Genomic DNA, 22,385 nt, shown 5'->3' with positions numbered 1-22,385 from the left:
GACGGCGCGCCCCGGACGGCGGGGCGGGCGATGAGGCGGGCGGCGAGGCCGACGGCGGGTGGTCAGGCGGCGGATGATCCGGTCGGTCCTTCCGTCGATCCGGTCGGCCCTTCGGTCGTGAGGACGACGTTCCGCAGTTCGTCCCCGGCGGCGAACCGGGTGAGCTGGCCGACCAGCAGGCGCTTGGCGCGCGGCAGGAAGGCCGAGGTGGGTCCGCCGACGTGGGGGCTGATGAGGACACCCGGAGCATGCCAGAGCGGATGTCCCGCGGGCAGCGGTTCCGGATCTGTCACATCGAGGGCGGCTTCGATCCGGCCACTCTCCAGCTCCGCGAGGAGCGCCTTGGTGTCGACGACGGCACCGCGCGCGACGTTCACCAGCAGGGCGCCGTCCTTCATCCGGGCCAGGAACTCCGCTCCCACCAGGCCCTTCGTCCCCTCGGTGAGCGGTGTGGAGAGAATCACCACATCGGCCTCGGGCAGCAGCGCGGGCAGTTCGGTGAACGCGTGCACCCGCCCGCGCTCCGTGGTGCGTGCGGAGCGCGCGACGCGCGCCACCCGCGCGCACTCGAACGGAGTGAGCCGGTCCTCGATGGCGGCGCCGATCGAGCCGTAACCGACGATCAGGACGGACCGGTCGGCGAGCGCCGGGCGGAAGCCGGCGCGCCACTCCTCGCGGTCCTGGCCCCGTACGTAGCCCGGAACGCCGCGCAGGGAGGCGAGCGTGAGGGTGAGGGCGAGTTCGGCCGTACTGGCCTCGTGGACACCCTTGGCGTTGCAGAGTCTGACTCCGGCGGGCAGCACGCCGAGCGCGGGCGCCACGTTGTCGGTGCCGGCGGAGAGCGTCTGGACGACGCGTACGGACGTCATGGCGGCGAGCGGCCGTATGACGGTCTCCGGGGGCCGCATGTACGGCACGACGTAGAAGGCGCAGTCGGCGGGGTCGGCGGGGAACTCGTCCTCCCCGTCCCACTGGACGTACCGCGGTCCCTCGGGCAGTCCTTCGATCTCAGCGGCCGGAATCGGTAGCCATACGTCAGGAGTCATGGTCAGGAGGCTATGCGACGCCCGGCACGCGGGCCCGGCGCCCGGTACGGCGGCGCGTCCGTCACCGGGTCCCGCGGTGACTCCGCCGAAGGTCCGAGGGAAGATCATCCGGCGGGTCGCCGGCAGGTCCCGAAGGCGGGATCCGCAGGTGGATGAGGTTAGTTTGAGGGCGGCACGAGGGAGGGGTACGGCGTTGGAGCGCAGGACAATCGGTGCGGCGGCGCTCGAAGTGGGCGCGGTCGGGCTCGGCTGCATGCCGATGCACTGGGCCTACACCACCTCCCAGCAGTACGGATACCGCTCGCTGCGCACGGTGCACGCGGCGCTGGACGCCGGTACGACCCTGCTCGACACCGCCGACATGTACGGCCCGTTCACCAATGAGCTGCTGCTGGGACGGGTGCTGGGGCGGCGGCGCGCGGAGGCCTTCGTCTCCACCAAGTGCGGGCTGCTCGTGGGCGATCAGCACATCGTCGCCAACGGTCACCCGAAGTATGTGCGGCGGGCCTGCGACGCCTCGCTGCGGCGGCTCCAGACCGATGTGATCGATCTCTACCAGCTGCACCGCGCCGATCCCGAGATACCCGTCGAGGAGACGTGGGGGGCGATGGCCGAGCTGGTGGGCGCGGGGAAGGTACGGGCGCTGGGGCTGTGCGCGGTGGGCGCGCGGGCGGCCGGGGCGGGGGCGCGGACGGCGCGCCGCGGGCCCGGCGAGGATCTGCACGCGGCGACGATCCGGCAGTTGGAGCGCGTGCAGCAGGTGTTCCCGGTGAGCGCGGTGGAGGCGGAGCTGTCGGTGTGGTCGCCGGAGGCGCTGGAGCGGCTGCTGCCGTGGTGCGAGGCGCGCGGCATCGGCTTCCTGGCGGCGATGCCGCTCGGCAACGGTTTCCTGACGGGCACGCTCACCCCGGGGCAGGGGTTCGAGCCGGACGACGTACGGGCCCGGCATCCGCGGTTCACGGCGGAGATGATGGCCGCGAACCAGCCATTGGTGGTGGGGCTGCGGCGGGTGGCCCGGCGGTACGGGGCGACACCCGCGCAGGTGGCGCTGGCGTGGGTGCTGGGGCGGGGGCGGCATGTGGTGCCGGTGCCGGGGACGAAGCGGGAGCCGTGGGCGGTGGAGAACGCGCGGGCGGCGGAACTGGCGCTGACGGAGCGGGACGTGGCCGAGATAGCGGCGCTGCCGCCGGTGCGGGCGTCCTGGGAGTGACGGGCCGCCCCCACGCCGGCCGGCCGGAGCTGACCACGGCACGGAGCCGGGACGGAGCTGCGGCCGAGCGGGGGGACGGGACCTCGCGCGGGCCCCTTGGGGGGATCCGGATAGGCGACATTGGTCCACGGGTTGGGGAACCTTCGCGGGTACTCGCGGTGTAAGAACAGGTAGAGCCGCAGCCGTCGAAGGGACCGGGACCGTGAAGCGTTCAGCAGGGACGGCCGTGGGAGCCGCCGCCGCCCTTCTCCTGGTGACGGGGTGCTCCTCCGACGAGGGGGTGGGCCCGGCGTTCGAGCGGACCCCCTCCTCGGGGACGGCGGCTTCGGCGTCGGCGTCGCGGGAGGCGGCGGCCACGCCGTCCGCCGCCCCCGCGAAGGGCTCGGTGAAGGTGGTGTCGACGGTCGCCGAGGGGCTCGCGTCGCCCTGGGGGCTCGCGGCGCTGCCGGACGGCGACCTGCTGGTCTCCTCGCGAGACGAGGGGACCATCACCCGGGTCGACGCCGAGACGGGCGGGAAGACCGTGATGGGTTCGGTGCCGGGGGTAGCCCCGGCCGGGGAGGGCGGTCTGCTGGGGATCGCTGTCTCCCCCACGTACGCGTCGGACCAATTGATCTACGTCTACTTCACCACCGCGGGGGACAATCGCATCGCGCGGATGTTCCACGACACGAAAAAGCCCGCGGGGCAGCAGTTGGGCGCCCCCGACACCGTGCTGCGGGGCATTCCCAAGGGCACCATCCACAACGGCGGCCGGATCGCCTTCGGACCGGACAAGATGCTCTACGCGGGCACCGGCGAGACCGGGGACACCGGGCTCGCCCAGGACCGGGAATCGCTGGCCGGAAAGATTCTGCGGATGACTCCGGACGGCCAACCGGTGCACGGTAATCCGGAGCCGGATTCGCTGGTCTATTCACTCGGGCACCGCAATGTGCAGGGCCTGGCCTGGGATTCCGAGAAGCGGCTGTGGGCCGCGGAATTCGGGCAGAACACCTGGGACGAGCTGAATCTGATCGAGCCGGGAAAGAACTACGGCTGGCCGACCGCCGAGGGTAAGGCAGGGAAGGCGGGTTACGTCGACCCGGTGGAGCAGTGGGCGACGAGTGAGGCGTCACCCAGCGGTATCGCCTACGCGGAGGGCTCGATCTGGATGGCGGGGCTGCGCGGCGAGCGGCTCTGGCGGATTCCTCTGGCGGGCCGGGAATCCTCGGCCGACCCCCAGTCGTTCCTGGAAGAGGAGTACGGCCGTCTGCGTACGGTGGTGGCCGCCGGCGGGAACCGGGTGTGGCTGGTGACCAGCGAGACCGACAACCGGGGCACACCGCGCTCCGGGGACGACCGGATCCTTCTGCTGGAGGTTTCGTAACGCCGCGAGGTGCGACCAGTGCGTTTCAGGAGGGTGGGCTTTCTGTGTTCAACATGATCGAGGAGTTCTTCGCCCCGGGCCGCAAACACACGCATGAGGAGCAGAAGCGGCTGGAACTGAGCCGGGTGGACGTCAACGACAACGACCCGGGCAGAGGACCGATAGACCTGGCCTCCGGAAAGGTCACGATAAGAGTGGCGGACGCGCCACCGGACGCGGAATAGCGCCCTTCAGGGGGCGGAGGCTCTTTTCGAACCGCTGTCTCTCGGACCGGTGTCTCTCGGACCGGCGTCCCGGGGAGTCTCTCGGACCGGCGTCCCGGGGGTTCCTCAGACCGGTGTCTCGGGGAAGAGGCGCAGCCGGTGGGCGATCGCGGCGGCTTCCGTACGGCCCGAAACCCCCAGTTTGGCCAGGATGTTGGAGACGTGGACGCTGGCCGTCTTCGGGGAGATGTACAGCTCCTCGGCGATCCTGCGGTTGCTGTGGCCCGCCGAGACCAGCCGCAGCACATCCTGTTCCCGCCGGGTGAGCCCGAGTTCGCGGACCGGGTCGACCGCCGTGTCCAGGCCCCCGCCCCCGCTCCCGTCGCCGCCGCGCCGTGTCCGGAGCCGCTCCGACGCGCCGCCCGGGCGGCGCCCCGCCCCGGTCGCGGGACCGGCTCCGAGAGTGATCCTGGCCCGGGTGGCGAGGAGCGTCATCTCCTCGGCCAGCGGGCGCGCTCCGAGGCGCCCGGCCGCGGCGTGCGCCAGGTCGAGCACCGCCGCCGCCTCCGCACGGTCGCAACCCGAGTCGAGCAGGGCCGCCGCCCAGCGCAGCCGGGCGAGCGCCAGCTCGTAGGGGCGGTCGAGGTCGTGGAGGGCCGCCACCGCGCGCGCCCACCGCTGGGGCCCTTCTCCGCCTTCCGCGCGCGCCAGTTCGGCCTCCAGCATGAGCTCGTACGCCGCCCAGACGGGCACCAGCGTCGGGAGCCGCTTGGCGTGGGTGCGGACCGTCGTCAGCACCTGCGCGCGGCCCGCCTCGGCCCCGGGCAGCCCCCGGGCGTCGGCCTCGATCGCCGCCGCCGTACAGAGCAGCGGCAGTGCGTACCGGTGGGTGCCGAGCGGGAAGCCGCCCGTGGCCATCCGCTCGAACTCGGCGCGCGCCTCGGCCAGCGCGCCGCGGCGGGCCAGGGCGACCATTTTCAGCCGGGCCGGGGTGATGATGTGCTGGGGCTGGAGGTCATGGGTGCCCAGGAAGCCGCGGTTCAGCTCCACCTGGCGCTCCGCCTCGTCGAAGTCTCCCCTCACCAGGGCCAGTTCCGCTCGGCGTTCGGCGAGCAGGGCGCGCGCCTTGTTGGAGCGCGCCAGCTCCATGGTCTCGTCGAGGACCGTGTCCGCCTCCGGCCAGCGGCCCAGTGAGAAGAGGGACTGGGCCAGGTTCGTGCGGACCCATGCCTCCGTGTCGGTGAGTCCGCGCTGGTGGCTGAAGGCGACGCCCTCCTGGGCGGTCTTCACCGCCTCCTCCGAGCGTCCCATGCTCTCCAGGGTGGAGGGGAGGTTGTTGGCCGCGCGGCCCTGGATGGCGACGGAGCCCAGCTCGGCGGCCCGGTCGCGGGCCGCGTACATCTCGGCGATGCCCTCCTCGATGCCGCCGGCGTCGGCGGTGAGCCAGCCCCGGGTGAGCCGGGCGTGCAGTTCGGTGCGTTCCGCACCGACCAGCCGGGCGTACTCGACGGCCCGGTCGGCGGCGGCCAGGCTCTCGGGTCCCGGCCGGTGCAGGGCTCCCCAGGAGGCGACATTGGCGAGGACCTCCGCGTGCACGGCGGAGGGCTGGAGTCCGCGCACCAGCTCCTGGGCGTTGGCCAGTTCGCGCCAGCCGTCGCCGCGGGTGAGGTCCTGGACGAGCCGGGAGCGCTGGATCCAGAACCAGGCGGCGCGCAGCGGGTCCTTCCCCTCCGACTCGCCCTCCAGGAGGCGCATGGCCTTCTTGGCTATGGCCAGGGCGCGTTCGCGTTCGCCGCTGGAGCGCGCGGCGACCGTCGCCTCGGCCATCAGGTCGAGATAGCGCAGGGGCGACGACTCGGAGGCTCCTCCGCAGGGCGGGTAGACCTCTATGTCGTCCGGCGGGCGCAGCGTGGCCCGTACCGCCCGGGGGGCGTCGTCCCACAGCTCCATGGCCCGTTCCAGCAGGCGCAGTTGCTCGGAGTGCGCGAACCGCTCGCGGGCCTCCACCGAGGCGAGGAGGACGGCGGGCAGCGCCTTCGCCGGGTCGTGTGCGTGGTACCAGTGGCTCGCGAGGCGCGTGGTGCGCTCGTCGGCGCGGACGAGCGAGGGGTCGGCCTCCAGCACCCCGGCGTATCTCCGGTTGAGCCGGGAGCGCTCGCCGGGCAGCAGGTCGTCGCTGACGGCCTCGCGGACGAGGGAGTGACGGAAGCGGTATCCGTCCCCGTCCGGCGTCGGCAGCAGGATGCTGGCCCCGACGGCGGCCCGCAGCGCCTCGATCAGCTCGTCCTCGGCGAGCCCGGCGACGGCCAGCAGCAGCCGGTACTCGACGGTGGTGCCGCCCTCGGCGACGATCCTGGCGACCCGCTGGGCGTCCTCGGGCAGTGTCTCGACCCGGACGAGCAGCAGATCGCGCAGGGAGTCGCTGAGGCCGGTGCCGCAGCCCGTCCCGATGGAGCAGGCCAGCTCCTCCACGAAGAACGCGTTCCCGTCGGAGCGTTCGAAGATCTGCTCCAGCAGGTCCGGGCCCGGCTCGGCGGCGAGGATGCCGGTGAGCTGGCTGCGCACCTCGGCGCGGTTGAAGCGGGGCAGTTCGATACGGCGGACCGAGCGCAGCCGGTCCAGCTCGGCGAGGAGCGGGCGGAGCGGATGGCGGCGGTGCAGGTCGTCGGACCGGTAGGTGCCGATGACGACGAGCCGGCCGCGGCGCAGGGAGCGGAAGAGATAGGCGAGGAGATGGCGGGTGGAGGCGTCCGCCCAGTGCAGATCCTCCAGGATGAGCACGATCGTACGGTCGGCGGCCAGCCGCTCCAGCAGCCGCGCGGTGAGCTCGAAGAGCCGGGCGGTGCCGTCCTCGCCCTGCGCGTCCCGGCTGGAGTGGCCGAGCTCGGGCAGGATCCTGGCCAGCTCGTCCTGCTGGCCCTCGGCCGCGGCCAGCAGCTCGTCGGGGAGTCGGCGGCGCAGGGAGCGCAGGGCGGTGGAGAAGGGCGCGAACGGCAGTCCGTCCGCGCCGATCTCGACGCATCCGCCGATCGCGACGACGGCCTTGTCGTCGCAGGCCGCCCGGTGCAGCTCTTCGACGAGGCGGGTCTTGCCGACGCCCGCCTCACCGCCGACGAGCACGGCTTGGGGCTCGCCCGCGGTGGCGCGGGCGAGCGCTGACGTGAGCGCGGTGAACTCGGCCGACCTGCCGACGAACACCGGGCTGAGCGACCTGGTCTCCACATCGCCGAGCATCGCACAGCCCTCTGACAACGCGGCACTTGTTATTCGGCGGACGGCGGGGCCGGGGCACTGCCCGTGAGGCGTGCCGGGCCCGGGGGCTCGCCCGCGAGGCGTGCCGGGGCCGGGCTCAGGCGGCCCGGGCGAACCGGCCACGGCGCTGTTTCACCGGCCCCTCAGGGGCGTTCCTGGCGGTTCGCCGGGCCCAGCGGCGGGCCGTGCCCGCCTCCCGGACGAGCCGCTGGTGCTCGGCCCTGCGGATCAGCTCGGCGGCGTGGATCTTCTGGAGTTCGTACTCGAACATTCCGGGGCTCCCTGGAACGAAGGCGGTCGGGCATCTGGTGATGCCTCTACCTTCGTCTCCCAGGGGGCGGGGCCGCATCGGGAGAGTGCCGCATCTTGACGGGCCCCGGGGCCTTAGAAACCAGGGCGGGACATACCTACGGCCTAAGGCCCTGGCGGCGGGGCCGCGGAGACCTTAGACCGTGAAGGGGCGGACAGTCGTGGGGAGAGGAGGGAACGGCGGCTCAGGCGCCGGTGGTCGGCAGGGCCGCGAACAGGTCGAAGTACATGGCGATGGACATGAGCAGCCCCAGGAAGCCGAGCACGGCTCCGGCGAGCGCGAAGGGCCGTACCCAGCCGTCGCGCTGGCGCAGCGTCAGCACGATCACGCCGAGGAGCAGGGCCACCAGGGCCACTCCCCCGTTGACGGCGGCCGTGACGTGCCAGGCGTCGCCGTAGATCGCGGAGATCTGCTGCTCGGCGGTGGCGGACTGGCCGGTCTTGAGCTGACCTACGAGGCCCTGGCGCTCCGCGAGGACCCTGCTGGTCCAGGTGCCGGTGAGGGCGACGATGCCCAGGCAGACGGCGACGACGGCCGCGGCGGCGGCGCCGAGACCGGACGTGGCGGCGGGGGCCTCGTCGAGGAGGTCCAGGTCGTCGTCGTTCTCGTCGGCCTCGTCGGCGTCAGCGGCGGCGGCCGGGGCGTCGGCCGTGGTGGCGCCGTCCGTGGTGGTGTCGCTCTTCTTCAGGTCCGTCTTGGGCTGCTCCGCCGGGTCGGCGGCGTCCGCGGCACCGGTGGTGGCGGCCGGCTTCAGGTCGGCCTGTGCCTCGGCCGCCTTGGTCGTGGGGGCCTCGGCCGTCTCCGGCTCGGGGTTCTGGGTCTCGGGGGTGGACTTCATACGTCGCACGCTAGGGGCCGGGTATGAGAACTTCCTGAGAACGCGCAAATTCACTCCTGAGCGCACCCGATCGTGATCATCTCTCGATCGGACACGCTGCTCGGGCAGACCGGTAGGGCACGGTGGCAGGCCACTCACCCCGGCCGGTCGCCGGGCGGGCTCAGCGCGGCGTACGGGGCCGTGCGCGCCACTCGGGGGCGAGGACCGACCAGACCTCCGTGTCGTGCCGTACGCCCCGGTACGGGTAGTTCCGCCGCAGCACCCCGTCCCGGGTCATCCCCAGCCGCCGGGCGACCCGGATACTGGCCTCGTTCTCCGACGAGACGAGCCACTCGACGCGTTCCATCCCGCGCTCCCCGACCGCCCAGTCGATCAGGACCCGGGCCGCGCGCGTGACCAGACCGCGCCCCGTCGCCGCGGGCTCCAGCCAGCAGCCGACCTCGCAGTTCCCCGTGCCCGCGTCGAAGACCCGGAAGAGCACGCCGCCGACGAGCGTGCGGCCGAGCCAGATCCCGTAGAGGCGTCCGGTGTCGGCCGCCTGCTTCTGCGCGTACGAGGTGAGCAGCGCCCGCGCGGACTCCAGGTCGGTGACGGCCCGGGCGAGCTGGATGTGCTCGTCGACCAGGTCTCTGGCGCGGTCCATGTGGGCCAGGAATTCCTCGGCCTGCCAGCTCTCCAGGGGGCGCAGTTCGGCCCCGTCCCCCAGTGGTACGGCGAACATGATGATCCCCCTGTGCGGTCGGTGCGCGCGCCCCTGTGCGGCTCCTGTGGTGTGGTTCACCGGACGAGCGGCGTGTTCTCGCTCTCTCGCGGCACGGGGATCTTCGCATGTTCGCGGCGTTCCGGCGCCTCGATACTGATGCGGGGGAGCCAGCGGTCCAGTGTGCGCGGCAGCCACCAGTTGGCGCCGCCGAGCAGATGCATCAGGGCGGGGACCAGGAGGGTCCGGAGCACGAAGGCGTCCAGCGCGACCGCCGTGGCCAGGGCGATGCCGAACATGGCGATGACGCGGTCGCCGCTCAGCACGAAGGCGAGGAAGACCGAGATCATGATCACCGCCGCCGAGTTGATCACGCGGCCGGTCTCGGAGAGCCCCACGCGCACGGCGCGCGCGTTGTCGCCGGTCTCCAGCCACTCCTCGTACATCCGGCTGACCAGGAAGACCTGGTAGTCCATGGAGAGTCCGAAGAGCACCGAGACCATGATCACCGGCAGGAAGGGCTCGATGGGGCCCGCGCTGCCGAGCCCCAGCAGTTCGCTCCCCCATCCCCACTGGAAGATCGCGACGACGACTCCGAAGGACGAGGCGACGGCGGCGACGTTCATCAGCGCGGCCTTGAGGGGGATGCCCACGGAGCGGAACGCCAGCAGGAGGAGCAGACAGCCCAGTGCGATGACCACACCGACGAAAAGGGGGAGTTTGCCGATGATGATGTCGGCGAAGTCGTCGTAGCTCGCGGTGACGCCGCCGACGTACACCGCCAGGGACGTGCCCGTCGCCGCGGCGGGCAGGACGTCCGTACGGAGCCGGTCGACCAGCTCACTGGTGCGGTGCGACTGCGGGGACGACTCGGGGACGACGGTGAGCAGCGCGGCGTCGCCGCCGCTGTTGAAGACGACCGGCCCCACCGAGGCGACTCCCGCGGTGGAACGGAGCGCGTCGGGGAGCTGGTCCATGGCGAGCCGGTCCGCGGCGCTGTCCACACGCGCGACCAGTGTCAGCGGCCCGTTGACGCCGGGACCGAACCCCTCGGCGAGCCGGTCGTACGCCTTGCGGGTGGTGGCCGTGGCGGGGTTGTTGCCCTGGTCGGAGGTGCCGAGGTGGAGCGCGAAGGTGGGCAGCGCGAGGACCAGCATCACCACGGTCGCGACGGCGCCCAGCAGCTTGGGGTGGCGTTCGACGAAGTGGGACCAGCGGACCGCGAACCCGGTGGGGAGTTCCGGCAGCGGGCCGTGGGCGGCGAGCCGGGCGCGCTGGCGCCGGCTCAGCGCGCGCGTGCCGGTGTACGAGAGCAGGGCGGGCAGCAGGGTCACGGAGGCGGCGACGGTGAGGACGACCGTCAGCGAGGCGGCGATCGCGACCCCGTTGAGGAAGCCCAGGCGCAGGATCAGCATGCCGAGCAGGGCGATGCAGACGGTGGCTCCGGCGAAGACGACGGCCCGGCCGGTGGTGGCGACGGCGTTCGCCGCGGCCTCGGGGACGGTCAGTCCGCGCTGGAGGCCCTTGCGGTGCCGTACGACGATGAACAGCGCGTAGTCGATGCCGACGCCGAGCCCGATGAGCAGGCCGAGCATGGGCGCGAAGTCGGCGACCGTCATCGCGTGGCCGAGCAGCACGATGCCCGCGTACGCGGTGCCCACGGAGACGAGCGCGGTCGCGATGGGGAGCAGTCCCGCCGCGAGCGAGCCGAAGGCGAGGAAGAGCACGACGGCCGCCACGGCGACGCCGACGATCTCGGCGGTGTGCGTCGTGGTGGTCTCGGTGAGGGCCACGGCGCTGCCGCCCAGTTCGACCGTGAGGCCCCGCTGTGCCGCCTGCGGTGTCTCCGCCACGGAGGTCGCGGTGGCGACCAGGGCGCGCGCCTGCGCCGGCGGGATGTCGTCGGCCTGCCGGTCGAAGGTGATCCGCGCGTAGGCGGTGCGGCCGTCCGCGCTGATCTGCTCCGCGCCCTCGGCCGTGTACGGGCTCACGACGGAGGATATGCCGGGCAGGCCGGCGACCTCTCCGAGCATCTCCGCCGTCCGCTGTTCGACGCCGGGGTCGCGGACGGAGCCGCGTTCCGTGTGCCAGACGATGGTGTCGCTGTCGCCGCCGAGCCCCGGGAAGGCGGTGCCCAGGAGCTGGGTGGCCCGCCCGGACTCGGTGCCGGGGACCTCGTAGTCGTTGGAGTACGAGGCCCCCGTCACCCCCGCGGCGGCCGCGGTACCGCCGAGCGCGAGCAGCCAGAAAAGGACGGCGAGAAGCCGGTGGGTGACGCACCATCGCGCGAGGGCTGCCAACGGACTGCTCCCTGAGTGGTTCGTGCCTCTTTACCGGGAACGGCCCGTGGGGGGAGCCCGCAGAGAACGCGTGACCTACGGAGAGCCACTATCGCAGCCGGAATTGATCCTTAGTGATCCTTTGTCCACTTGGTGGGGTTACTCACAGTAGGTGGCTCACCCGGCTACCCGGCGACGCTCGCCCGCCCGTTCTCGATGTGCCCCATGAGCCGGCGGCGGAACGGCGCGCCCGCGCCGTCGGCGGTGGCCTCGGTGGTGACCTCGATGTCGTACCAGCCGTGCGCGTCGGCCGCCGAGTGCACGACGCGCCTGCTGCGCCCCGGCTTCACCGTGATCCGGCGCGTCCAGCCGTCCAGATCGGCCTCGTCGACGTATCCGAGGGGCCGCACGGTGAAGGTGACCGGACGCGTCCCCCGGTTGGTCAGGGTGAGGTGCACATCGCGGTCGTGGTGGTCGACGGACGAGGCGACCTCGGCCCCGTCACCGGCGACCGGACCGGAGAACTCCCGGCGGAAGCCGTTCGGACCCGTGATCGTGAACCGGTAGGTGTCGCGGTCCGTACCGCTCCGGCCGGTAAGGGGCACCGTCCATTGCGCCGTGCCCCTTACATCGCGGTGCTGCGGGACGGCGAACTCACCGGCGTACGGGTAGAGCGCGAAGTGGGCGCCGGCCGGGCCCGTGTTGCTCAGCGCGACCGTGAACGTCCGCCCGTCCGCGGCCACCCGCCCGTGCGCGTCCGGCTGGTACGGCAGCGGCCTGGCCGGGCGCGCGCCCTTCTCCTGTACGGGCATCCGCTGTTCGGCCGGGGGTACCGGGTGCCAGCGGCCGGTGAACGGCGGGATCGCGCCCGGCTGTTCCACCTCGGGCAGCACGCGGCCCCGCCGGAAGTCGAACGCGGAGGTCAGATCGCCGGCGACGGCGCGCCGCCAGGGGGTGATGTTGGGCTCCTCGACGCCCGTCCACCGCTCCAGGAAGCGGATGACGGAGGTGTGGTCGAAGACCTGCGAACAGACGTAGCCGCCCACGGTCCAGGGCGAGACGACCAGCAGCGGAACCCGTATGCCGAGCCCGGTGGGGCGGCCCTGCCAGCGCTCGTCGGGGTCGTCGACGGGCGGCACGGGCGGCGGCACATGGTCGAAGAAGCCGTCGTTCTCGTCGTAGTTGATCAGTACGACGGTCTGCCGCCACACGTCCGGATGCGCGCCGAGTGCGTCGAGCACCTGGTAGACGAGGGAGGCGCTGGCGACCGGCGACGAGGAGCCGGGGTGTTCGGAGTCGACCGCGGAGGGCACCAGGTACGACACCTCGGGGAGTGTCCCGGCCGCCACGTCGGCGCGGAACGCCGCGGCGAGCGTCCCGGTCTCGACCCGGCGCAGCCCGCGCTCGAAGAGCGACCGCTCGCGGGCGGTGAGCGTGGCGACGCCCTCCTCCAGGGCCGCGAGCAGCCGCGCGCGCCCGGCAGTGTCACCGGCGGCGTCGGCGTCGCGTACGGCGGCGTAGAACGCCTCCATGTAGGTGAAGCCGGCGGCGCCGGGCTGTCCGGGCAGGGCACGGGCCCGGGTGAGCGCCTTGCGGGCTATGTCCTTGAACGTGGTGAAGAACTCGATGTTGTTGTCGGTGAAGTTCTCCCACTCCGTGTACGTGCGCCAGCTCCGGCCCGCCTTCTCCAGCCGCTCGGCGTAGGTCGGCCACGGGTAGCCGGGGTGGCTCGCCTCGTCGTACGCGTCGTTGCCGACGGCGCGCCGCCCGTCGGCCTCGTAGCCGGTCCAGCCGCTCCAGAGGTGGTTGCGGTTGGGGCTCGTGGAGGTGTGGACGGAGGAGTGGTACGCGTCGCAGATGGTGAACGTGTCCGCCAGCTCGTAGTGCAGCGGGATGTCGCGCCGGTCGTAGTAGGCCATGGTGGCGGCGGTCTTGGCGGAGACCCAGCGGTCCATCCAGCCGTCGTTCCAAGCCTCGGCGCCGCCCTCCCAGGAGTGGTCGAGGGCGCCGATGTACTGGAGGTCCTTGCGCTGCGTCGCGGCGGCCTGCCGTACGGGGAACGGCAGTACGGTGCCGGACTCCGGGCCCGGCTGGGCGAACACGGGGTTCCCGGAGGGCAGTTCGACGGCGTTGCGGTCGCCGAAGCCCCGTACGCCGCGCAGGGTGCCGAAGTAGTGGTCGAAGGACCGGTTCTCCTGCATGAGCACGACCACGTGCTTGATCGCCCGCATCCCGCCGGGCGCGGGTCCCGCGGCGAGCGCCGCCTGGAGGGACGGCGGCAGCACCGACCCGGCGGCCGCCGCGCCGAGGGCGCCCGAGCCGAGGGTGAGTACTCTTCTGCGCGACATCGTTCCGCGCTCCATCTCCGGTGACATGTCCGGGACGGTAGTGAGGGCGGATGGCAGTGGGAAGACCCGGGCGCGTCCACCAGGTGAACGTCCCCGGGGCGCCCGCCGCGCCGTTGCCGACGGCCGCCCGAACCGCCCCGACGGGCCTCGGCGCCGGACCACCGGGCCACTGCCCCGGGCCGACGGCCCGGGGCCGCTACTCCCCGTACGGCCAGACCAGCAGGACCGGGCACGTCGCGTGGTCGACGACGAAGCGGGTCGCGTGGCCGAGGCTGTGCGGTCCCGGATGGTCGCGTTCGCCGTCGCGCGCGCAGACCAGCAGATCCGCGCCGACCGCCGCCCGTACCACCTCGTGCTCCACCCGGCCGTGGTGTTCCAGCAGCTCACAGGGCCGGCCGAGCCGGTGTGCGGCGGCTTCCAGCAGATCGGCCGCGGCCGTGCCGGAGAGGGCTTCGAGCCGCGCGCCGGGGTCGCGGTCCGGGCGGTGGCCCCGGCCGAGGAGTCCCGCGTAGGCGCGGTGGGCCGCCTCGGCGACCTCGTCGTCGCTGACGTGGAGCAGCACCACGGCGTCGTGCGGGGCGCGCTCGCGGGCCGCGTCGACGCAGGCGGGCCAGGTGGATTCGGTGATCCAGACGAGCGCGGTCCGCCGCGCGGCGTCCGCCGGCGGATCGGTCGCGGCAGGTGGGTGCGGCACAGCGGTCAGCCTCCGATCAGTCGCAGGGTGCCCCACAGTGCCACGGTGGAGACGGCCAGCGTGGCAGGCACGGTCAGCAGTCCGAGCCGGGTGAAGTGACCGAGCCGGGGTTCGGCGTCGTGCTCGTGCAGGATGCGCCGCCACAGCAGGGTGGCGAGCGACCCGACATAGGTCAGGTTCGGCCCCAGATTGACCCCGATCAGGGCGGCGAGCACGGGCCCCGGGCCGGCCGGCGCGAGGACCGGCAGCAGGGCCAGGATGGCCGGGAGGTTGTTGATCGCGTTGGCCAGTACGGCGGCGATCGCGGCGATGGCCAGCAGCGAGAGCAGGGAGGAGCCGCCGGGCAGCAGCCGGCTGATCCCGGTGTCGAGTCCGTTGTCGACGACCGCCTTGACGACGACGCCGAGCGCGAGGACGAAGAGGCAGAACAGCGGGGACGCGGCGCGGACCAGCTTCGCGGGGGTGGTACGCCGCTGCCGCAAGGCGCGGACGGCGAGTACGGCCGTACCGGCGACGGCCGCCCACAGCGGTTCGATCCCGGCGAACGAGGTGACGGCGAACCCGGCCAGCGTCAGTCCGAGCACGACGAGGGTGAAGACCGGGACGTCGCGCCGCTCGTCCGTCCTCGGGGTGTGCGCCCCCGCGGCCAGGTCGGCGGCGAAGAAGCGGCGGAAGACGACGTACTCGACGGCGATCGCCGCCAGCCACGGCAGGGCCATCAGCGCGGCGAACCGGGTGAAGGACAGCCCGCTCGCGGTGAACGCCAGCAGATTGGTCAGGTTGGAGACCGGCAGCAGCAGCGAGGCGGAGTTCGCCAGATGCGTACAGGCGTAGACATGCGGCCGGGGCCGGGCGCCGACCCGCGCGGCGGTCGCGAAGACCACCGGGGTGAGCAGGACGACCGTGGCGTCCAGGCTGAGCACGGCGGTGATGGCGGCGGCGACGGCGAACACCCCGCCGAGCAGCTTGCGCGGACTGCCGCCGCACAGGCGCGCCACCAGATCGCCCGCGGCGGTGAACAGTCCCTCCTCGTCGCAGAGCTGGGAGAGGACGAGCACGGCGGCGAGGAAGACGACCACGGGCAGCAGGGTGTGTGTCTGCTCCCACGCCTCCTGCGGCGAGACCGCGCCGAGGGCGACGACCAGCAGGGCCGCGGGCACGGCGGCGACGGCCTCGGGCCACCCGCGCGGCCGGACGACGGCGAACGCCAGGACGGCGAGGAGGAGGGCGACGGAGACGATCTCGGCGGCGACGGTGTTCACTGGGATCTGCTCTGCCTCGTGATCGTGGTGGTTCGGACGGGCCCGGAGCCGAGGGGTGCGAAGCCGCGGGGGCGGCGCACCGTTGCCGGTGCACCGCCCCCAGTGGCGTGTGGTGTGCGAGCCGGGTTCAGCCCGCGACGCGCGGCCTCTCCCGGTGGTGCCTGTCTATTCCTTGCCCGTTCGTCGTCTATTCCTTCGGGGCGAGCCGCTCAATGATCAGCTCGCGTACGCGCGCCGCGTCGGCCTGGCCGCGCGTGGCCTTCATGACCGCGCCGACCAGCGCGCCCGCGGCCGCGACCTTGCCGGCGCGGATCTTGTCGGCGACGGCCGCGTTGGCCGCGATCGCCTCGTCCACGGCGGCGCCGAGCGCGCTGTCGTCGGAGACGACCTTGAGCCCGCGCTTCTCGACGACGGTGTCCGGGTCGCCCTCGCCCGCGAGCACGCCCTCGATCACCTGGCGGGCCAGCTTGTCGTTGAGGTCGCCGGCCGCGACGAGCGCGGCGACGCGGGCGACCTGCCCGGGGGTGATGGGCAGCTCGTCCAGCGCGCGGCCGGACTCGTTGGCGTTACGGGCCAGCTCGCCCATCCACCACTTGCGGGCCTGGTCGGCCGGGGCGCCCGCGCCGATCGTGGCGACGATCGGTTCGATCGCGCCCGCGTTGAGGATCGACTGCATGTCGTGCTCGGTGACGCCCCAATCCTCGCGGAGCCGGTTGCGGCGTACGCGCGGCAGCTCGGGCAGCGCGGCGCGCAGCTCCTCCACCCAGGCGCGCGCCGGGGCGACGGGCACGAGGTCGGGCTCCGGGAAGTACCGGTAGTCCTCGGCGTTGTCCTTGATCCGGCCGGAGGTGGTGGAGCCGTCCTCCTCGTGGAAGTGCCGGGTCTCCTGGAGGATCGTGCCGCCGCTGTTCAGCACCGCGGCGTGGCGCTGGATCTCGAAGCGGGCGGCGCGCTCGACGCTGCGCAGCGAGTTGACGTTCTTGGTCTCGGAGCGGGTGCCGAACTCCGCGCGGCCGTTCGGGCGCAGGGACAGGTTGACGTCGCACCGCATCTGGCCCATCTCCATGCGGGCCTCGGAGACGCCGAGCGCCTTGATGAGCTCGCGCAGCTCGGCGACGTACGCCTTGGCGACCTCGGGGGCGCGCGCGCCGGCGCCCTCGATGGGCTTGGTGACGATCTCGATGAGCGGGATGCCGGCGCGGTTGTAGTCGAGCAGGGAGTGGGACGCGCCGTGGATCCGGCCCGTGGCCCCGCCGACGTGCGTCGACTTGCCGGTGTCCTCCTCCATGTGGGCGCGCTCGATCTCCACGCGGAAGATCTCGCCGTCCTCCAGCTGGACGTCCAGATGGCCGTTGAAGGCGATCGGCTCGTCGTACTGGGAGGTCTGGAAGTTCTTCGGCATGTCCGGGTAGAAGTAGTTCTTCCGGGCGAAGCGGCACCACTCGGCGATCTCGCAGTTGAGGGCGAGGCCGATCTTGATGGCGGACTCGACGCCGATCGCGTTGACGACCGGGAGCGAGCCCGGCATGCCCAGACAGGTCGGGCAGGTCTGCGAGTTGGGCGCGGCGCCCAGCTCGGTCGAGCAACCGCAGAACATCTTGGTCCTGGTGCCGAGCTCGACGTGGACCTCCAGGCCCATGACGGGGTCGTAGTCCGCGAGGGCGTCCTCGTACGACACAAGTTCAATGACGGTCACAGGTACTTCTTCCTCATCCATGCTTCATCGGTATCGGCCGGCCGGCGCCGGTAGGACGACAGCTTTCCGAGTACGGAGAGATCCACTTCGTCGGATCCACACCGGTGGGGTGCGGACGCGGGTGCGCCGGCAGGCCGGCGGTACCCGGGCCGGCGCCGCCCGGTCCGTGAGCACCCACGACGCGGTCATCACCGGGGCACCCGGCGGCGCGGGCGCCACCGCCCGCTTCGGCAGCGCGGACAGCGCCTCCAGCAGCCCGTGAGGGTCCGGAATCTCCTGGCGGTCCCGGTGTACGAAGGGTACGTCGCACCGGTCGGCCGGTGCCGTGGCCGCCCCAGCGGCGGGCGGCGGCGCACGCCGTGGTGCCGGGGAGCCCGCCCTCGAAGGCGGGTCCCCCGGTGGCCGGTCAGCCCAGCAGGACGTCGTCGTCGCCCAGGCGCTTCAGCTCGCGGAACAGGAGCGCCAGGGTCGTCACGACGGCCACCGCAGAGACCGTCGCGTCGATCAGCTTGAGCGTGTCCTGCTCCTTGCGGGCCGACTTGATCTGCTTCACGGCGCTGACCGCGCCGAACACACTGCCGCCGATCGACAGATACGTACCGGTCTTGGACTTCTTGAAGCCCTTGGCCTTGCTCATTGCACTGCTCACAGTGACGGTGCCTCCTCCAGCAACGGGTGCCCCCACTTTTCCACGAAGGCCGCCTCGACGGCGGCACCGACCTTGTAGAGCCGGTCGTCCTTCATGGCGGGGGCGATGATCTGGAGGCCGACCGGCAGACCGTCCTCCGGCGCGAGACCGCAGGGCAGCGACATGGCCGCGTTGCCCGCCATGTTGACGGGGATGGTGCACAGGTCGGCGAGGTACATCGCCATCGGGTCGTCGGTGCGCTCGCCGATACCGAAGGCGGTGGTCGGCGAGGTCGGGGAGACGATCACGTCGACCTGCTCGAACGCCTTCTCGAAGTCCCGGGTGATGAGGGTGCGGACCTTCTGCGCGGAGCCGTAGTACGCGTCGTAGTAGCCGGAGCTGAGCGCGTACGTCCCCAGGATGATGCGGCGCTTGACCTCGTCGCCGAAGCCCGCCTCGCGGGTGAGGGCGGTGACGTCCTCGGCGGAGCGCGTGCCGTCGTCGCCGACGCGCAATCCGTAGCGCATGGCGTCGAAGCGCGCGAGGTTCGAGGAGCACTCGGACGGTGCGATCAAGTAGTACGCGGCGAGGCTGAGGTCGAAGGACGGGCAGTCCAGCTCGACGATCTCGGCGCCCAGCTCCCGCAGCAGCTCGACCGACTCGTCGAAGCGCTGGAGGACCCCGGCCTGGTACCCCTCGCCGCGGAACTGCTGGACGACACCGACGCGCATCCCGGCCACCGAGCCGTTGCGGGCGGCCTCGACGACCGGCGGGACCGGGGCGTCGATGGAGGTCGAGTCGAGGGGGTCGTGGCCCGCGATGGCCTCGTGCAGCAGCGCGGTGTCCAGCACCGTACGGGCGCACGGGCCGCCCTGGTCGAGGGAGGACGAGAAGGCGACCATGCCGTAGCGGGAGACCGCGCCGTACGTCGGCTTGACGCCGACGGTGCCGGTGACGGCGGCGGGCTGGCGGATCGAGCCGCCGGTGTCCGTGCCGATGGCCAGCGGCGCCTGGTACGAGGCGAGCGAGGCGGACGAGCCGCCGCCGGAGCCCCCGGGGATCTTGGTGAGGTCCCAGGGGTTGCCGGTCGGGCCGTACGCGCTGTTCTCCGTGGAGGACCCCATGGCGAACTCGTCCATGTTGGTCTTGCCGATGATGACGATGTCGGCGGCCTTGAGCTTCTTGGTGAGCGTCGCGTCGTACGGCGGGAGCCAGCCTTCGAGGATCTTGGAACCGACGGTGGTCGGGATCCCCTCGGTGGTGAAGATGTCCTTCAGCGCGAGCGGGACGCCGGCCAGCGGGCCGAGCTTCTCGCCCGCCGCGCGCTTCGCGTCCACGGCGCGGGCCTGCGCGAGCGCGCCCTCACGGTCGACGTACAGGAAGGCGTGCACCTTCTCGTCGACGGCCTCGATGCGCGCGAGATGCGCCTCGGTGACCTCGACGGCCGTGAGGTCACCGGAGGCGATCCTCGCGGCGATCTCGGCGGCGGTGAGCTTGATGATGTCCGTCTTGACGGTGTCGGTCATGACTGTTTAGTCCTCCCCCAGGATCTGCGGCACCTTGAAACGCTGCTGCTCCTGGGCAGGGGCGCCGGAAAGCGCCTGCTCGGGGGTGAGCGACGGGCGGACCTCGTCCGCGCGCATGACGTTCGTCAGCGGCAGCGGGTGGGAGGTCGGCGGTACGTCTTGGTCGGCTACCTCGGATACGCGGGCGACCGCGCCGATGATGTCGTCGAGCTGTCCGGCGAAGTGGTCGAGCTCTTCGGCCTTCAGCTCCAGACGCGCCAGCCGGGCGAGGTGGGCGACCTCCTCGCGCGTGATGCCAGGCATGCAGCGATCCTCAGGGGTGAGTGTGATGGGTTGTGCCCCAATCCTATGGGGCGGGCGCCCCTGCTCACGAAACGGCCGGACGTCCGTACCCGCGGCCGACCCGGGCCCGCCCCGCGCACGGGGCCTCCCGGGCCGTCCCACCGCACCACGGCCGGGCCGTACGCGACCGCCCCACCGCACCGCGCTCGGGCCGTACGCGACCCGGTCAGCGCACCACGGTCCGGCCCTACGTGACCGCCCCAGCGCACCGCGCTCGGGCCGTACGCGGCCCCGGTCACCGCACCACCGCCCGGGCCGTGCACGACCCCGGCGCCGCACCACGGTCCGGCCCTACGTGACCGCCCCACCGCACCACCGCCCGCGCCGTGCACGACCCCGGCGCCGCACCACCGCCCGGCCCTACGTGACCGCCTGGCCCGACTGTTCGCGGGCCAGCGACTCACGGGCCCGGGCCGCCTCCAGCTCGGCCGGGCGCTGCCAGCCGCGCTCGCCGCGGGCCAGCAGCCAGGCCGTCGCCTCGTGGGGCGGCATCGCCGCGGCCACCAGCCAGCCCTGGACGGCGTCGCAGCCGAGGTCCCGCAGCCGCTCCCACGTCTCGTCGTCCTCGACGCCCTCCGCGACGACCAGCAGGCCCAGGGAGTGCGCAAGGTCGACCGTGCAGCGGACGATCTCCGCGTCCTCGGTGTCGACCGCGAGCCGGGCCACGAAGGAACGGTCGATCTTCAGCTCGCTCACCGGGAGCCGCCGCAGATGGACCAGCGAGGAGTACCCCGTGCCGAAGTCGTCGAGCGACATCTTCACCCCGTGCCCGGTGAGACCGGCGAGGGTGTCGGCGGCGCGCTGGGGGTCCTCCAGCAGGACGTGTTCCGTTATCTCCAGCTGGAGGGAGCCCGCAGGGACGCCGTGCCGGGCCAGCCGCGCCGCCACCGCGCCCGCGAAACCGGGGGTGTGCACGTCCCGCGGCGAGACGTTGACGGCGACCGGCACCATCAGTCCCTGAGATCGCCAGCGGGCCACCTGAGCGAGAGCGGTGTCCAGTACGTACTCCGTGAGGTGAGGCATCAGACCGGAGGACTCGGCGATCGCGATGAACTCGTCCGGAGGGACGCGGCCACGCTCGGGATGCACCCAGCGCACCAGCGCCTCCAGACCGGCGACCTGGCCGTCGAAGCGGACCTTCGGCTGGTAGTGCAGTTCCACCTCCCGCGCGTCCAGCGCGCGGCGCAGATCGCCGAGGAGCCCGAGGCGGTCGGGGGTGTTGGAGTCCCGCTTGGACTCGTACACCTCCACGCCCGTACGGTCCCGCTTCGCCTGGTACATGGCGACATCCGCCCGCTGCAGCAGCCCCTCCGCGTCCAGCGCGTGCTCGGGATAGACGGCCACCCCGGCGCTCGCCTCCAGGACGAGCGTGAGGCCGTCGAGGTCGAGCGGGGAGGACAGGTCGGCCACGAGATGGCGGGCGACGCGCTGCGCGCTGGTGGTGGAGTCGCACGTCGGGAGCAGCACGGCGAACTCGTCGCCGCCGAGCCGCGCGGCCTCGGCCCCGCGCGGCAGGGCGAGCCGGAGCCGGTCCGCTATCTGCAGCAGCAGCCGGTCACCCGCGAGATGGCCGAGGGTGTCGTTGACGGAACGGAACCGGTCCAGGTCGATCAGGACCAGCGCCGAGCGGGCGCCCTGTTCCTCCGCCTCCTCCAGGGCCGACCAGGTGCGCTCCAGCAGCCACTGCCGGTTGGGGAGTTTGGTCAGCGGGTCGCGGAGCTGTTCCTCGGCGCGGGCTCTGGCGATCCAGAGCGTGGAGTCGAGGGCTATCAGCGGGATGGCGAAGAGCGGCAGGAGCACCGGCTGCGACATCGCGACGACACAGATCAGCGGGGCGATGCCGAGCAGCGCGACCGCGAAGAGCCCCTGCCGGTAGAGGGCCGGCCGCCCGGCGGCGTGCAGCGCCGCGCCCTGCGGGGCCCGCGCGTACCGGAGCAGCACGCGGGTGACGGTGAGCTGGGCGGCCGCCGCGAGCAGGACCTCCGGAACGTCACCGAGGGTCCAGCCGAGTGGCTGCCAGGGCCGCTCGACGGTGGGGACCACGCCGAACAGCGCGAGGACGAGCGCGGCGGCCCCGGTCCCCAGCAGGTCCGCGGCGCCGTGCAGGACGCCTTGGCGCCAGCGGTGCCTGCGGGCCAGTCCGACCAGCACGACGACGGCCACGCTGACCAGTCCGGCCGCGACCCAGCCGTACAGCAGCAGCACGGCGAGGGTGAGCGCGGCGCCGGAGCCCGTCCCGCCCCACCAGCGGTCGCGGCCGAGCGCGACGAGATGGCCGACGATGATTCCGGTGAGGACGGCCAGCGCCCAGCCGGCGTCGGAGCCGGGGAACAGCGCGTGGCCGTCCCGTAGCGTCCCCACCACGCCGGTCACCAGGACGACGACGGCGAGTCCCACCACCAGAACGGGCGTTCTGGCCGCCATGCCCCCAAACCCCGCGAATCCGCGCGGGGGTGAGACCGGGGCGGCGCTCTCGGTCGGTTTCATTCCCGTCCCTCTCACAGCCGGCGGAGCCGATGCCACGCGATGGCACGTTGTCGTGCAACACGGCTGGAATCGGACTACTGAGCCGTGTTCGACAGGCGCACATCCCAACAGTAGGCCGCGAAAGGCCTCGACGGGCAGCGCTCTACATCTGTTGCCCGAATGCGACCGGCCCATCCTTATCCATCTGGTATGCGC

General features: G+C 72.7%; 17 protein-coding genes. 3 read left to right on the top strand and 14 right to left on the bottom strand.

Annotation, left to right across the window (positions count from 1 at the left end):
• Window positions 1-62 precede the first annotated feature (62 nt).
• Entirely contained in the window at window positions 63-1,046 is a 984-nt protein-coding gene (locus ACFXKG_RS36315; protein ID WP_384848283.1) for a 2-hydroxyacid dehydrogenase, read from the bottom strand.
• Between the two features lie 193 nt (window positions 1,047-1,239).
• Here ACFXKG_RS36315 and ACFXKG_RS36310 point away from each other — a divergent pair, with 193 nt between their 5' ends.
• The 3 genes from ACFXKG_RS36310 to ACFXKG_RS36300 all read left to right on the top strand — a co-directional run bounded on the left by ACFXKG_RS36310 (window position 1,240) and on the right by ACFXKG_RS36300 (window position 3,849).
• The gene (locus ACFXKG_RS36310) at window positions 1,240-2,256 is read left to right on the top strand and encodes an aldo/keto reductase (protein ID WP_384848280.1); all 1,017 of its coding nucleotides are present in this window, start codon (window positions 1,240-1,242) and stop codon (window positions 2,254-2,256) included.
• A 202-nt stretch (window positions 2,257-2,458) separates the two neighbouring features.
• A complete protein-coding gene (locus ACFXKG_RS36305; protein ID WP_384848277.1) occupies window positions 2,459-3,625 on the top strand; it encodes a PQQ-dependent sugar dehydrogenase in 1,167 nt (388 codons plus the stop codon).
• A 53-nt stretch (window positions 3,626-3,678) separates the two neighbouring features.
• Window positions 3,679-3,849: a DUF6191 domain-containing protein gene (locus ACFXKG_RS36300; RefSeq protein WP_384848348.1), complete on the top strand. Its 171-nt coding sequence runs from the start codon at window positions 3,679-3,681 to the stop codon at window positions 3,847-3,849.
• 105 nt (window positions 3,850-3,954) lie between these two features.
• On the opposite strand, the gene ACFXKG_RS36295 is transcribed toward ACFXKG_RS36300, so the two are convergent.
• From ACFXKG_RS36295 to ACFXKG_RS36235, 13 genes are all read right to left on the bottom strand, one after another.
• Window positions 3,955-7,062, bottom strand: coding sequence for an AAA family ATPase (locus ACFXKG_RS36295; protein WP_384848274.1), 3,108 nt, complete (start codon window positions 7,060-7,062; stop codon window positions 3,955-3,957).
• 115 nt (window positions 7,063-7,177) lie between these two features.
• Complete coding sequence (locus ACFXKG_RS36290; RefSeq protein ID WP_384848271.1) at window positions 7,178-7,351, bottom strand: hypothetical protein; 174 nt, start codon at window positions 7,349-7,351, stop codon at window positions 7,178-7,180.
• Between the two features lie 223 nt (window positions 7,352-7,574).
• Window positions 7,575-8,228, bottom strand: coding sequence for a hypothetical protein (locus tag ACFXKG_RS36285; RefSeq protein WP_384848268.1), 654 nt, complete (start codon window positions 8,226-8,228; stop codon window positions 7,575-7,577).
• Between the two features lie 160 nt (window positions 8,229-8,388).
• Entirely contained in the window at window positions 8,389-8,949 is a 561-nt protein-coding gene (locus ACFXKG_RS36280; RefSeq protein WP_384848265.1) for a GNAT family N-acetyltransferase, read from the bottom strand.
• Window positions 8,950-9,005: 56 nt separating this feature from the next.
• A complete protein-coding gene (locus tag ACFXKG_RS36275) occupies window positions 9,006-11,228 on the bottom strand; it encodes an MMPL family transporter (protein WP_384848262.1) in 2,223 nt (740 codons plus the stop codon).
• A 164-nt stretch (window positions 11,229-11,392) separates the two neighbouring features.
• Window positions 11,393-13,555 carry a phosphocholine-specific phospholipase C gene (locus ACFXKG_RS36270; protein WP_384848345.1) on the bottom strand — a complete coding sequence of 721 codons (2,163 nt, stop codon included), beginning with the start codon at window positions 13,553-13,555 and terminating at the stop codon, window positions 11,393-11,395.
• Window positions 13,556-13,751: 196 nt separating this feature from the next.
• On the bottom strand, window positions 13,752-14,249 hold the full coding sequence (locus ACFXKG_RS36265; RefSeq protein WP_384848259.1) for a universal stress protein: 498 nt from the start codon (window positions 14,247-14,249) through the stop codon (window positions 13,752-13,754).
• 5 nt (window positions 14,250-14,254) lie between these two features.
• On the bottom strand, window positions 14,255-15,511 hold the full coding sequence (locus ACFXKG_RS36260) for an SLC13 family permease (protein ID WP_384848256.1): 1,257 nt from the start codon (window positions 15,509-15,511) through the stop codon (window positions 14,255-14,257).
• 187 nt (window positions 15,512-15,698) lie between these two features.
• Window positions 15,699-17,228: an Asp-tRNA(Asn)/Glu-tRNA(Gln) amidotransferase subunit GatB gene (gatB, locus tag ACFXKG_RS36255; RefSeq protein ID WP_384848253.1), complete on the bottom strand. Its 1,530-nt coding sequence runs from the start codon at window positions 17,226-17,228 to the stop codon at window positions 15,699-15,701.
• Window positions 17,229-17,613: 385 nt separating this feature from the next.
• The gene (locus tag ACFXKG_RS36250; protein ID WP_384848342.1) at window positions 17,614-17,844 is read right to left on the bottom strand and encodes a hypothetical protein; all 231 of its coding nucleotides are present in this window, start codon (window positions 17,842-17,844) and stop codon (window positions 17,614-17,616) included.
• A gap of 8 nt (window positions 17,845-17,852) precedes the next feature.
• On the bottom strand, window positions 17,853-19,361 hold the full coding sequence (gatA, locus tag ACFXKG_RS36245) for an Asp-tRNA(Asn)/Glu-tRNA(Gln) amidotransferase subunit GatA (protein WP_384848250.1): 1,509 nt from the start codon (window positions 19,359-19,361) through the stop codon (window positions 17,853-17,855).
• 6 nt (window positions 19,362-19,367) lie between these two features.
• Window positions 19,368-19,664, bottom strand: coding sequence for an Asp-tRNA(Asn)/Glu-tRNA(Gln) amidotransferase subunit GatC (gene gatC, locus ACFXKG_RS36240; RefSeq protein WP_010984178.1), 297 nt, complete (start codon window positions 19,662-19,664; stop codon window positions 19,368-19,370).
• Between the two features lie 399 nt (window positions 19,665-20,063).
• Window positions 20,064-22,190 (bottom strand): putative bifunctional diguanylate cyclase/phosphodiesterase, encoded by a 2,127-nt coding sequence (locus ACFXKG_RS36235; RefSeq protein WP_384848247.1) that lies wholly within the window; start codon window positions 22,188-22,190, stop codon window positions 20,064-20,066.
• Window positions 22,191-22,385: the final 195 nt, after the last annotated feature.

It is taken from the genome of Streptomyces sp. NPDC059255 (assembly GCF_042752355.1).
In the GTDB taxonomy this organism is placed as follows: Bacteria; Actinomycetota; Actinomycetes; order Streptomycetales; family Streptomycetaceae; genus Streptomyces.
This window is presented reverse-complemented; position numbering and strand designations above follow the sequence as displayed.

Bases quoted from the DNA above. Each gene is read 5' to 3' on its own strand.
- ACFXKG_RS36280 (WP_384848265.1), bottom strand. From the start codon at position 8,949: ATGTTCGCCGTACCACTGGGGGACGGGGCCGAACTGCGCCCCCTGGAG.
- ACFXKG_RS36285 (WP_384848268.1), bottom strand. From the start codon at position 8,228: ATGAAGTCCACCCCCGAGACCCAGAACCCCGAGCCGGAGACGGCCGAG.
- ACFXKG_RS36235 (WP_384848247.1), bottom strand. From the start codon at position 22,190: ATGAAACCGACCGAGAGCGCCGCCCCGGTCTCACCCCCGCGCGGATTC.
- ACFXKG_RS36315 (WP_384848283.1), bottom strand. From the start codon at position 1,046: ATGACTCCTGACGTATGGCTACCGATTCCGGCCGCTGAGATCGAAGGA.
- gatB (WP_384848253.1), bottom strand. From the start codon at position 17,228: ATGGATGAGGAAGAAGTACCTGTGACCGTCATTGAACTTGTGTCGTAC.
- ACFXKG_RS36250 (WP_384848342.1), bottom strand. From the start codon at position 17,844: ATGAGCAAGGCCAAGGGCTTCAAGAAGTCCAAGACCGGTACGTATCTG.
- gatA (WP_384848250.1), bottom strand. From the start codon at position 19,361: ATGACCGACACCGTCAAGACGGACATCATCAAGCTCACCGCCGCCGAG.
- ACFXKG_RS36295 (WP_384848274.1), bottom strand. From the start codon at position 7,062: ATGCTCGGCGATGTGGAGACCAGGTCGCTCAGCCCGGTGTTCGTCGGC.
- ACFXKG_RS36270 (WP_384848345.1), bottom strand. From the start codon at position 13,555: ATGTCGCGCAGAAGAGTACTCACCCTCGGCTCGGGCGCCCTCGGCGCG.
- ACFXKG_RS36300 (WP_384848348.1), top strand. From the start codon at position 3,679: ATGATCGAGGAGTTCTTCGCCCCGGGCCGCAAACACACGCATGAGGAG.
- ACFXKG_RS36290 (WP_384848271.1), bottom strand. From the start codon at position 7,351: ATGTTCGAGTACGAACTCCAGAAGATCCACGCCGCCGAGCTGATCCGC.
- gatC (WP_010984178.1), bottom strand. From the start codon at position 19,664: ATGCCTGGCATCACGCGCGAGGAGGTCGCCCACCTCGCCCGGCTGGCG.